This window comes from Microbacterium foliorum (genome assembly GCF_003367705.1).
In the GTDB taxonomy this organism is placed as follows: Bacteria; Actinomycetota; Actinomycetes; order Actinomycetales; family Microbacteriaceae; genus Microbacterium; species Microbacterium foliorum.
Genome location: NZ_CP031425.1, coordinates 3,357,087 through 3,368,256 on the forward strand (window position 1 = coordinate 3,357,087; position 11,170 = coordinate 3,368,256).

Annotated in this window: 13 protein-coding genes and 1 tRNA gene; 7 read left to right on the forward strand and 7 right to left on the reverse strand. The window is 68.9% G+C overall.

Annotated elements, in window-relative coordinates:
- Positions 1-66: 66 nt before the first annotated feature.
- Positions 67-1,479, forward strand: a complete 1,413-nt coding sequence (locus DXT68_RS15765; RefSeq protein ID WP_052677610.1) for an MFS transporter — start codon at positions 67-69, stop codon at positions 1,477-1,479.
- Between the two features lie 24 nt (positions 1,480-1,503).
- Positions 1,504-2,535 (forward strand): cation diffusion facilitator family transporter, encoded by a 1,032-nt coding sequence (locus DXT68_RS15770; protein WP_082068809.1) that lies wholly within the window; start codon positions 1,504-1,506, stop codon positions 2,533-2,535.
- A gap of 47 nt (positions 2,536-2,582) precedes the next feature.
- Here DXT68_RS15770 and DXT68_RS15775 read toward each other — a convergent pair whose 3' ends face one another.
- Together DXT68_RS15775 and DXT68_RS17295 are read right to left on the reverse strand one after the other, a co-directional pair.
- Positions 2,583-4,154 carry an HNH endonuclease signature motif containing protein gene (locus tag DXT68_RS15775; RefSeq protein ID WP_045252990.1) on the reverse strand — a complete coding sequence of 524 codons (1,572 nt, stop codon included), beginning with the start codon at positions 4,152-4,154 and terminating at the stop codon, positions 2,583-2,585.
- A gap of 196 nt (positions 4,155-4,350) precedes the next feature.
- Positions 4,351-4,929, reverse strand: coding sequence for a MarR family winged helix-turn-helix transcriptional regulator (locus DXT68_RS17295; RefSeq protein ID WP_244268123.1), 579 nt, complete (start codon positions 4,927-4,929; stop codon positions 4,351-4,353).
- A 105-nt stretch (positions 4,930-5,034) separates the two neighbouring features.
- Here DXT68_RS17295 and DXT68_RS15785 point away from each other — a divergent pair, with 105 nt between their 5' ends.
- On the forward strand, positions 5,035-5,697 hold the full coding sequence (locus DXT68_RS15785) for a winged helix DNA-binding protein (RefSeq protein WP_045252989.1): 663 nt from the start codon (positions 5,035-5,037) through the stop codon (positions 5,695-5,697).
- Between the two features lie 112 nt (positions 5,698-5,809).
- Here DXT68_RS15785 and DXT68_RS15790 read toward each other — a convergent pair whose 3' ends face one another.
- The 3 genes from DXT68_RS15790 to dcd are packed head-to-tail and all read right to left on the reverse strand — an operon-like array spanning position 5,810 to position 7,113.
- Entirely contained in the window at positions 5,810-6,028 is a 219-nt protein-coding gene (locus tag DXT68_RS15790; RefSeq protein ID WP_045252988.1) for a DUF2283 domain-containing protein, read from the reverse strand.
- Between the two features lies 1 nt (position 6,029).
- Positions 6,030-6,506, reverse strand: coding sequence for a hypothetical protein (locus tag DXT68_RS15795; RefSeq protein ID WP_045252987.1), 477 nt, complete (start codon positions 6,504-6,506; stop codon positions 6,030-6,032).
- A gap of 1 nt (position 6,507) precedes the next feature.
- Positions 6,508-7,113: a dCTP deaminase gene (gene dcd / locus DXT68_RS15800; protein WP_042536862.1), complete on the reverse strand. Its 606-nt coding sequence runs from the start codon at positions 7,111-7,113 to the stop codon at positions 6,508-6,510.
- Between the two features lie 92 nt (positions 7,114-7,205).
- Between dcd and DXT68_RS15805 the strand changes: the two genes are divergently transcribed.
- Positions 7,206-7,279: transfer RNA gene (locus DXT68_RS15805), tRNA-Gly, on the forward strand.
- A gap of 49 nt (positions 7,280-7,328) precedes the next feature.
- On the opposite strand, the gene DXT68_RS15810 is transcribed toward DXT68_RS15805, so the two are convergent.
- Positions 7,329-7,817 carry a DUF6301 family protein gene (locus DXT68_RS15810; RefSeq protein WP_045252986.1) on the reverse strand — a complete coding sequence of 163 codons (489 nt, stop codon included), beginning with the start codon at positions 7,815-7,817 and terminating at the stop codon, positions 7,329-7,331.
- A gap of 76 nt (positions 7,818-7,893) precedes the next feature.
- Between DXT68_RS15810 and DXT68_RS15815 the strand changes: the two genes are divergently transcribed.
- Together DXT68_RS15815 and DXT68_RS15820 are read left to right on the forward strand one after the other, a co-directional pair.
- Positions 7,894-8,766, forward strand: a complete 873-nt coding sequence (locus DXT68_RS15815; protein WP_045252985.1) for a helix-turn-helix transcriptional regulator — start codon at positions 7,894-7,896, stop codon at positions 8,764-8,766.
- Between the two features lie 131 nt (positions 8,767-8,897).
- Positions 8,898-9,245 (forward strand): hypothetical protein, encoded by a 348-nt coding sequence (locus DXT68_RS15820; protein ID WP_156149244.1) that lies wholly within the window; start codon positions 8,898-8,900, stop codon positions 9,243-9,245.
- Positions 9,246-9,320: 75 nt separating this feature from the next.
- Here the strand turns inward: DXT68_RS15820 and DXT68_RS15825 are convergent, their stop codons facing one another.
- A complete protein-coding gene (locus tag DXT68_RS15825; RefSeq protein ID WP_115760521.1) occupies positions 9,321-10,460 on the reverse strand; it encodes a zinc-binding alcohol dehydrogenase family protein in 1,140 nt (379 codons plus the stop codon).
- 76 nt (positions 10,461-10,536) lie between these two features.
- Between DXT68_RS15825 and DXT68_RS15830 the strand changes: the two genes are divergently transcribed.
- A complete protein-coding gene (locus DXT68_RS15830) occupies positions 10,537-11,100 on the forward strand; it encodes a TetR/AcrR family transcriptional regulator (RefSeq protein ID WP_045252983.1) in 564 nt (187 codons plus the stop codon).
- Positions 11,101-11,170 lie beyond the last annotated feature (70 nt).

Sequence of the window (11,170 nt, forward strand, 5' to 3'; positions counted from 1 at the left end):
GTGACGGCGCGCACCGGCGCGGCGCGCCGTCACCATCCGTTCACCCCGCGCGGCCAGACTGCGAGCATGAGCGAATCCCCCCATGGCGGCGCGGCAGTGGAGCCCGCAGCGACGTCGAACAGCGGTGCGGTCGGCGCGATCGGCCTCGACCTTCGCGGTGATGACCCGGCGCCGCGGAAGCAGGTCTTCTCGTGGGCGCTGTGGGACTGGGCGACGCAACCCTTCAACACGGTGATCCTCACTTTCATCTTCACCGCGCTGTACCTCACGACCGAGGCGTTCCTGCCGCCCGAGATCGCCGGGCTCGGCTCCGCTGACCCGATCCGCACCGCGGCAGAAGCCGACCTGGCGTCGGGACTGGGGCTCGGCTCGACGATCGCCGGCATCGCGATCCTCCTGATCGCACCGGTGCTCGGTCAGCGAGCGGATGCCGCCGGCAAGCAGAAGCTCTGGCTCGGCATCGGAACGGGTGCGCTCATCGCCTGCATGCTCGGACTGTGGTTCGTCGAACCCACGCCGTCGCTGTTCTGGCTCGGCGTGGCTCTGATCTCGGCGGGGTCGGTGTTCGGCGAGATCGCGGCGGTCAACTCGAACGCCATGCTCATCGGCATCGCGAACCCGAAGACCGTCGGTCGCATCTCGGGTCTCGGCTGGGGGTTCGGATACATCGGCGGCATCATCGCCCTGGTGCTGGTGATCGTGTTCTACATGGCCGACTGGTTCGGCCTGTCTGAAGACGGCGGGTTGCCCTTCCGGATCATCGCGCTCGGATGCGCCATCTGGGCGATCGTGTTCTCGATCCCGATCTTCCTCAACGTGCCGGAGCCGTCGCTCGGCCGCCCCGAGCGCAAGGTCGGCTTCTTCGCGTCGTACGGTCTGCTCGTCAGGGACGTCGTCGGCCTCTACCGAAACCCCGACACCCGGCAGACGTTCTGGTTTCTTCTGTCGAGCGCGGTGTTCCGCGACGGCCTCGGCGGTGTCTTCGCATTCGGTGCGATCATCGCCGGGCAGGTGTTCGATTTCGAGTTCCTCGAGCTCGTGATCTTCGGCATCGCGGCGAACCTCATCGCGGGCATCTCGACCATCATCGCCGGGCGCTACGACGACCGGTTCGGTCCGAAGCGCATCATCCTCATCTCCCTCGCAGCCATGGTCGTCGCGGGTCTCGCGGTGTTCTTCCTGGTGGATGCGGGAGCGATCGTGTTCTGGACCGGCGGCCTGCTGCTGTGCGCGTTCGTCGGACCCGCGCAGGCGGCGTCGCGGTCGTTCCTGGCCCGCATCACCCCGGCCGGACGCGAGGGCGAGATCTTCGGCCTGTATGCCACGACGGGCAGAGCCGCGAGCTGGATGGCGTCCGGCGCCTGGACTCTGCTCATCGTGCTGACCGGCTCGACCTCCTTCGGCATCCTCGGCATCGTGCTGGTGCTCATCGCGGGCTTCCTGCTGCTGCTGCCGGTCAGGGCGACACAGCAGGCCTGACCGGAGCGGGAGTAGCCTGACCGCGTGACGGTCATCATCGCCTTCTTCGCCAACATCCTCGTCGCGATCGCAAAGACGGTCGCCGCCGTACTCACATCGTCGGCATCGATGGTGGCCGAGGCCGCGCACTCGTGGGCGGATGCCGGCAACGAGGTCTTCCTGCTCATCGCCGACCGCCGCGGCGCGCGAGAGAAGGATGAGCGGCATCCGCTCGGCTATGGTCGCGCCGCGTTCGTCTGGTCGCTGATCGCCGCGTTCGGGATCTTCACGGCCGGGTCGATCGTCTCGATCATGCACGGTGTGCAGGAGCTGTCCGATACGGGACCCGTCGAGAGCCCCGTCGTCGCGTACACGGTGCTCGGCATCGCCTTCGTGCTCGAGGGGGCCTCGTTCACGCAGGCGATGGTGAAGTCGCGGCGTCTCGCTCAGGAGCGGGGGTCGTCGACCTGGGACTATGTGCTCGACACCAGCGACACGACGCTGCGTGCGGTGTTCTTCGAGGATGCGGCCGCGCTGATCGGTCTCGTGCTCGCCGCGGCGGCGATCGCGATGCATCAGATCACGGGAGCCGCCGCCTGGGATGCCGTGGGTTCGATCCTCGTCGGCGTCCTGCTGGGGATCGTGGCCGTGATCCTGATCGGGCGCAACATCTCGTTTCTCATCGGTTCGAACGCATCGCCCGCGCTGCGCAAGCGGGTCGGCCGGGCGCTGCTCGGGTCGCCGCAGATCCAGCGCCTCACCTACCTGCACATCGAGTACGTCGGACCGAATCGGCTGTTCATCGTCGCCGAGGTGGATCTCGCCGGCGACGCCCGCGAACACGACGTGGCCCGCCGCCTGCGCGAGATCGAACAGCAGATCGAGGCGCACCCGGTGGTCGAGACCGTGGTGCTCTCGCTCTCCGTGGACGACGAGGATTCGCTCGCCTTCGGCACCGACGCGGCCGGCACGGATGCAGTCGGCACCGACACAGCCGGCACGGATGCAGTCGGCACCGCCACAGTCGGCACGGATGCAGCCGGCGCAACGGACGCGACCTCGGGCACGCAGCCGTAGCCGTAGCCGTAGCCGTAGCCGTAGCCGTAGCCGTAGCCGTAGCCGCATCATCCGGCCCGCGCGAAGACCGGAGCCTTCTGCGCATCCCTCACCTTTCGTACCCGCTCTGCACTGCTGAGTCTCGGGGTTCGCCATCGTCGGTCGGGGTCCCACCACGCCGGCCCCCGCACCTGCGGGATGCCGTCGTTCATGCGGATCTCCCACCCGGACTTCCCCAGGGACCGGTGATGCCACCAGCACAACGGCACACCGTTATCCGTATGCGTCGGACCACCCTTCGCATGCTCGGTGACGTGATGGATCTCACACCATGACGCGGACACGTGACATCCCGGGATCAGACACTCCCTGTCACGGGCGATGATCGCCCGGCGTTGATGCACGGTGAAGACCCGATCGGTGGTCGTGATCGCGATGATCCGCCCCTCCTCGAACATCACCCGCTGGATCGTCCCCGCGCACCCGACATGGGCAGCGACGCTCACCGGCAACTGTCCCCAGGCGCCGCTGACGCTCGCACGCCCGGTGCCCTCGGCGAGGTCCTTCGCATCGACCGTCACGACCAGTACAGGGGCGGCACCACCGAGCGTGGGCATGTCCCGGTGGCGGGCAGCGATCGCCAATGCCGCGGCGAGCGCGTCATGTCGCTTCTGCGCAGCCGTGCGGTCGTCGATGACGCCGCGTGGATCGGAGTTGTAGGGGTCATCATCGACATCGCCGTCTGCAGCATCGCCGTCTGCAGCATCGCCGTCTGCAGCATCGCCGTCTGCAGCATCGCCGCCCGCAGAATCGCCGCCTTCGAGGTCGACGTCTGCAGCATCACCGTCGTCAGAATCGACAGTGAACACCACGCCCCGCGAGGGCGGGCCATCGCCCTTGGGGTTGTTCATCGCGTCGAGGATCAGCTCGAACTGCGCGGCGACGTCGGGCGTCAGATATCCCTTGATGGAACGCAGCCCGTCGCGCACCCGGCCGAGGGTGATGCCGCGTCGGCGCGCAGGCTCGTCGCCGGGTTCGTCTCCATCGGGGTCGAGCAGCACGGCCAGCGTCTCGGCGAGGAGCGTCAGCTCGTCGATCGTGGGCGCCGGGCCCTGGATCTCGTCGCCTGGACCGGCCTCGGGGTCGGGTCTGATGCCGCGCGCCGCACGCGCAAGGCAGATGTCGGCGTCGAGCCGATCATCGACGCCGATGCGGTGAGCGATCTTCTCGAGCGGCTCGGTCGCAGCGAGCATCCCCGCGACGCTGAGGGCTCCGTCGAGCATCGCCTCTCGCAGCGCCGGCCACCGCGCCGGCAGCCGATCGCCGGACACCAGGTTCACGTCCCGTCGCACCAGGTCGACGGCCGCCCCGACGCGCCTCGCGCCGCGCATGTCTGTCAGGAGGGTGCGCTGGAGCAGTTCGTTCTGCGTCCGGCACCCGGTGGAATGAGGGAAGTCGACAGCATCGCCACTGGCGATCGTCTCGACCACGACGGCCTCGACCCGCCGGAACGCTGCTCCTGCCGCCCGCAGCACCTCGACCCGTTCGGCGTCGGACAATCCCGCGAGCGCGTCATCGGACAGCACCCGATCGAGGTCGGCGACGACCTGATCGACAATGCTGCGAGTGCGGGATGGCATGTCCCCATACAACCCGGGGCCACCGACATTCGAACGGCCGATCGAGCACTTTTCATCCAGATCAGAAGCATATTCCGGAACACCGCAGGAGCGTTCCGGAATGCCGATCTCGAACGCCGCACGTCACCCTCGACACAGGTCGTCACCGAGACGCGATCGCCCCCGACTCCGATCGCCCCGAACCCCGATCGAGCGCTCAGCTCTCCCAGTTGTCGGCAAGCTTGTTCAGCAGCGCCGCGAGCTGCTCCCGCTCGTCCGCGGTGAATGCGGCGAGCGCCTTGCTGAGAGCCTCGCGTCGCTCCCCTCTCATTCCACGGGCGGCCGAGCGGCCCTCGTCCGTGAGCGCGATACGGGTGCGCCGCGCGTCGTCCGGATCCGCCTCGCGCCGCACGAACCCGTGCGCGACCCCCTGCTGCACGAGCCGCGATGCGCGCGGCTGATCGACACCGATCGCCGCACCGAGGTCGCTCACACTCAGGGGGGCGGATGCCGCCGCGAGCGCCTCGAGCATCCGCATCCGAGCCGGCCCCCCGAAGCGCCCCGACGGATCGTTCATCCACGGCGGCATGCCGGGACGCCCCGAGTGCCCGTGCCCGTGCCCGTGGTCGTCGTCGTGCACGCCATGCTCGAAGTGGTCGGAATGCGGGCCACCGTGCCACCCGCGCGTCGCGCCCATCCCGCGGGGGCCTCGACCGCGTTCGCCCGGACGACGTCCGCGCAGGCGGGACAGGGCGCGGGCGATGGCCTCGGCGGGGTCGTTCTCTTCGGCGCTCACCCGTCGATTTTACATGCGACTTGACATGCATCTGAACTGCATGTCACACTACATATACATGCATCGTGACAAGCACATGCTCCATGACATACAAGGACTCACCTCATGAACACCTCTGACACTCAGAACACAGACAGCACCTCCCGCCCATTCGGCTTCTGGATCACGGCGGTCGACCGCCTGATGGCCGCCGAGTTCGCCTCGGCCTTCGAGAGCGAGCAGGCGAGCCGCCGCGACTGGCGGATCCTCAACGTGATCGACGGCACGGCGCCTGCGCGCCGCCCGCTGAACGCCCACAAGCTGCACGGTCTCGTGGAGCGCGGATGGGTCGTCGCCGACGGCGACGGCTGGACGCTCACCGCCGACGGTCGCGCAGCCAAGGAACGCCTCCAGGGCATCGTCGACGGCATCCGCGCCAAGGTCACCGACGCCGTCTCGCCCGACGACCTCGACACCACCCTCGCCACACTCGAGCAGATCGCTCGCGCGTTCGGCTGGGACGAGGAGACGCCGCTCCCCCGAGGACGCGGCCGTCGCCACGGCTTCGGACCCCGCCGCTTCGGACGCGGGCACGGCTTCGGCCCTGGACACGGTTTCGGCCCTGGACACGGCTTCGGGCGCGGTGGCCACGAGCACGGCGACCACCGCGGCCACGGCTTCGGTCCTGGCCATGGCCACGACCGAAGTGACCACCGCACCGCGCGCGCGGCGCAGCACGCCTACGAGCGCGGCTTCGACGCCGGGTTCTCCCGCGGTCGCGACGCCTGACCGCATCCGATCACCGGAACGCGCCGTCTGACCCCGGTCAGGCGGGGCTTTTCCGCGTGTGCGCGGGGCAACGGCGCAGTCTCAGACGAGACCCGGTCGCGACCCCGTTCCCTCACTGACCGCGGACATCCTCCGGCCGGAGCAGGCCTGACGCGCCGAGGATCTCGACCCCGAGCAGATGACCGTCGCGATCGAAGTCGAGGAGGAGTTCGCCGGAGATACCCTCGGGCAATGCCACAGACACCTGCCTCGCCGCCTCGCCGGGCCGGATCGGGCGCCCGATCGTGGCGTAGGCCGCGTCGACCTCGGGGTCGTAGGTGAGGTCGCCCACGTCACCCGAGCCAGGGCGCGGCGGCAGACGGGGCGGTCACGACACCGGCCGACATTCCGAGCGTCGTCGTGCCGAGGTAGATCGCGCCGACGATCGCCGCGACCAGGATGACGATCAGGAAGGCGAAGATCACGAAGGTCAGCGCGCGGTATCCGCCGGACGTGGGAACTTCCGGCGCCACCGACGGCTGCGCCCAGTCGTCCGCGACCGGAGCCGGCTGCTCGCCGGTGAGGATCGCCGGCTTCGGCCGTGACCTGCGGGTCGCCGGAAGCATCGCCTCCGGAGGGGGCGGTGGGATCACGACATCCGGGACGGACGACTCCGGAGGGGGCGGCGGGATCACGGCGTTCGGAACCGCACCCTCCGCGGGCGGCGGCGGGATCTCCGCATCCGGAACCGCACCTTCCGCGGGCGGCGGCGGGACGACGACGTCCCGCGGGTCGGTCGGAATCTGCCGGTCGCTGTCGTCGCCGCTCATGTCAGCCTCCTACGGCTCCGACGTCGGTCGTGCCGACATCGGTCTTGTGGAAGTTCTGGAACGAGCGGGATGCCGTGGGTCCGCGCTGTCCCTGGTAACGGTTGCCGTAGGGCCCCGAGCCGTAGGGGTTCTCGGCCGGGGAGGTCAACCGGAAGAAGCAGAGCTGGCCGATCTTCATGCCGGGCCACAGCTTGATCGGCAGCGTGGCGACGTTCGCGAGCTCGAGGGTCACGTGGCCGGTGAACCCCGGGTCGATGAATCCTGCGGTCGAGTGGGTGATGAGGCCCAGCCGTCCCAGCGACGACTTGCCCTCGAGGCGTGCCGCGATGTCATCCGCCAGCGAGACCTGCTCGAAGGTCGCGCCGAGCGCGAACTCGCCGGGGTGCAGGATGAACGGCTCGTCGGGGTCGACCTCGATCAACCGGGTGAGCTCCGGCTGATCGACCGAGGGATCGATGAACGGATACTTGTGGTTGTCGAAGAGGCGGAAGTAGCGGTCCAGCCGCACGTCGATGCTCGACGGCTGGATCATCTCCGGCTCGTGCGGATCCAGACCGATGTGGCCGGATGCGAGTTCTGCTCTGATGTCGCGGTCGCTGAGAAGCACGGCCCCAGCCTAGTTGCCACACCCGGCCGGCACTTTGGTCGTGACGGAACGTACGGGTAGGCTGGCGTCACCTGCTCCTCGGATGCGGGTGCGGGGCTGTAGTTCAATGGCAGAACTTCTGCTTCCCAAGCAGATAGCGCGGGTTCGATTCCCGTCAGCCCCTCCACGTATGGCGCTCAGCGCTGTTCCGACCCGGAACCAGGCGCTGTCATCCCCTACGCCGGCGTGCGGTCGGGGTCGATGCCGAGGCGTTCCTCTCTTCGCTCCACCTCGGCGAACCGCTGATCCTCGACGACGAGCAGCATCTTCCTGGGCACCCTCGCGAGCCGGATCCTGCCGCCGTTGCCCAGTTCCCAGTAGTGGCCCGCACCGTCGGAGCCGGAGGGCTCACCGAGGCGCTCGCCCAGCGCCGCCTGCAGCCCGTGCGCAGCACTCTGCAGCCCCTCGGCGTCGTCGCTCTTATCGGAGACCGCGACCGTGACCTGGGACACCGCCTCATCCACCACGAGCGAGCGAACGGTCGGCAGATTCACGGGATACCCCGAACGGTGCTGGATGCCGCTCGACGTCTCCAACGCGAACTGCCACCCGAGGCGCTCTGCGAGCGTCTTGAAGTCGTCGCGGCCGAGCGGCCACGACACCGACGTGAACGCGTCGCAGAGGGAATCGACCTGCGCGTCTGTGGCTCTGGCGAGTGCGGTCATCCGGTGATCCTATCGATCCCCAGGATCAGCCACCTGGCTAAGCTCGTGCCAACCGACGCACAGGAAGGCGACCCGGATGCAGATCTTCCCCGCCGTCTACGAGAACCGAAGGTTCAACCTCCGAGCCGGAGCCGCTCGCGACCTCCTCGCGTTGACGGGGTGGGAACTCACACCGCCCACCGATGACTTCAGCTTCGCGGGAGATCTTCTCAAGAGCCGGGACTTCATCGTCTCCCGCTTCTGGCACCCTCCAGCCAGGTTCACCTTCACGCCGGCCCCCCGACAGGTGGCGGAGGAGCGCCTGATGCTCCTCGTCGTCACCGAGGGCGAGCTGACGGTCGGAACGAGCACGACGGTCAGCATCGTCCCCGAAGGGGGTGTCGTCCTCGTCCGCCCCGAGAGCCTCACCTTCATAGACAGCGCGACAGCAGTCGTGTGCACCCTCGTCGTGCTCGGCGGATACACCCTCGCCGATGGCGTGATCGTCAGGACGGGACAGGCCTCACCCGACTACCTCGCCCTGTTCCTGAGTCTGACGAACGCCATCTTCTCTCGCCCCGTCCCTCCCTCGGACGCCGCATTCACACACGTCGAGAGGGCGATCACCGAGCTCGTCGCGGCGATCGCCGCAGCCAGCGATCTCCGTTTCGAGAAGCACGAGAGCCGACCGGGAGACCAGATCCACCTCGACGCCGTGGCCTTCATGATCGCGCAGGCGGCCGATCCTGCGACGACGGTGGAGACGGTCGCCCGCGAACTGGGCGTCTCCCGTTCGCACCTCTTCCGCGCGTTCCAAGCGAACGGCGACAACCCCTCCGGCTTTCTGCGTCGAACCCGCATCGCGAACGCCTCGGCTCTTCTCGATCGCGGTGTGACGGAGCGAGCCGCCGCCGAGCAGGCGGGATTCGGCACGGTGCGCCGGATGCGCCGGGCCCTCGCCGAGCGCTGAGAGCCGTGGCCCGTGTGTTGCGCGGGTACGGACCGAGATGTTGCAGAGCACACCCTCCGGCGCGCCGATGCGTGATCATCGCAACAACGGAGCCGGGACTCCGCGCACAGGTCACGAAGGGGGAGGTGGTCATGAACGTCGACGCCTCGGCGGCACACCGCGGGCAGCGGGCCGCCCGCTCGGACTTTCGCGCCCCGAGAGCCGGGTCGGTGCCCCCGGAGTCCTTCGACGAGCGGGAGTGGCAGGAGATCGTGCGGGTCGCCGCGGCGAACGTGCGCGAGGCGGATCGACGGTTCCGCAGCACCCGCCGAGGCGACGACATCGGCGCGATCATCGCGGCCTTCCACATCTGCGGACCTCTGGTCGATCTGCCACCGGCCTCCCTCGTCCGGTACGCGAGGGCGGTGTCGAAGGGCCTCCCGTTCGAGCTGCTTCCGCGCGACGGCGGACAGCAGAAGGCCTCGGGCGCGGGCCGCTGATCTCCGCTCACACCCTTCGCGTGTCTTCGCGCCGACGGTCCTGCGGTGTGATTCTGCGCGGGCTCCGTGGATCGGTCAGGATCCCCTCGGTGCCCGATCGAGGGTGATGACGAGCTTCTGCGCGGACACGCCGCGGCGAAGGGTGTCCATGGCCTTCTGGATGTCCGGAAGGCCGTGTCCCGCGATGCGGGCTTCCGGGTAGAGACGGTGCTCGCCGGATGCGAGCGCTGCGGGGAGGTAGGCGCCCCAGATAGCCGGCCCCACGGGAGAGGTGGCGATGGCGCTCCCCCAGATGAACGAGGCCCTGATGCCGTGAGCGCGGCTGCGCACCTGCAGGAACGCGGTTCGCGTTCCGAGTTCCAGGAAGAGGCGGATGCGGGCGAAGGAGAGGCCGCGGCGGCGCGGTTGCTCGTAGAACGAGACGGGAGGACTCGCCATCGCGATCTTCGTGGCACCGGTCCCGCGCGCGATCCGCAGACAGGGCTCGGCGGACCCCACCGCGACGGCGAGGATCCCCGCCACCGCGGAACCGCCGACCTCGCGGACGATCTGATCGACGGCCTGCGGGTCGCGGTAGTCGAAGACGGCCTCTGCCCCCAACTGCCTCATCCGGTCGTGATTCTTCGCAGACGCCGTCGTGATGACCCGGTACCCGGCTGCGCGGGCGAGTTGGATCGCGTTGCCACCGACGGCCGTCGCGCCACCCCACACCACGACGACCTCGTCGCGGGCCGCCTCCTTCCCGACACGGGAGTAGTCCAGCGCCAGCTGGTCGCTCTCGAACAGACCGGCCGCCGCTGTGGACACCGCCAGAGGTAGGACCGCGGCATCTTCGAAGGCGGTAGCCGCCGGCAGGGCGGCGGCCAAGCCGGCGTCGACGGCGACGTAGGCCTGGAAGCCGCTCTCGGAGACCGCGTCCCGCCCCTTCTCCAGACCCATCGCGTACGCCACGACGCGATCCCCGACGGCGAAGGCGTCCACGTCGGCACCGATCTCGACGACGACGCCCGCGACGTCCTCGCCGAGGATGACCGGGTACCGCAGCCACCCGTACATGACGGTGCCGTTGGACTGGATGATCGCATCGAGCGGATTCGCCGCCACCGCGCGCACCTCCACCAGCAGCTGCCCCGGCCCGGGCTTCGGCATGGGGGCCTCTCGGATCGTCAGATCCGCGTACGGAGAATCGATCCACGCCGCAGTGTTGTCGCTCACTCGTCCACTCCCCGATCCTGATGACATCTCATGCCGTCATAATCGATCTTACGACAGTTCGTGTCATCATGGCTCTATGCCTCGATGGTCCCCGGATGCCGCACTGCGGCTGGAAGCTGCAGCGATGGCCCTGTTCACCGACCAGGGGTATGGAGGAACCACGGTTCCGCAGATCGCCGAGGCAGCAGGCCTGACCACACGGACGTTCTTTCGGCACTTCGCCGACAAGCGGGACGTGCTGTTCCTCCGAGATCGCGAGTTCCCCCAGGCGGTGAGCGCCTTCATGGCATCCGTCCCGTCGGAGAGCGACGGGACGGACACCGTGCGCGCCGGCCTTGCAGCCGCGTGCCAGGGTGTGCAGGACTGGCGGGAGCAGATGGCGCGTCGGCGCAGCATCGTCCACAGCGAGCCTGCACTGCTCGAGCGTGATCTTCTCCGCAGTCACTACCTCGCCCGCGCCATCGAAGAGTCGCTGCACCGACGCGGCATCGACCCTGAGCGCGCTCGGACGCTGGCAGCCGTCGCCGTCACCTGCTTCGATCTCGCGGTGGGCAGATGGCTGGAGGGGCCCGCCGACGTGCCGCTCGAGGACTGCCTGGCGTCGGCGTGGAACGACATGCGGACCTCCCTCACCGGGTGACGATGCCGCACCTGGAGTCCATCGCCCCGACGGACGCGTCCGCCTCTCCCCTCCCGTCATACGCTGGTGC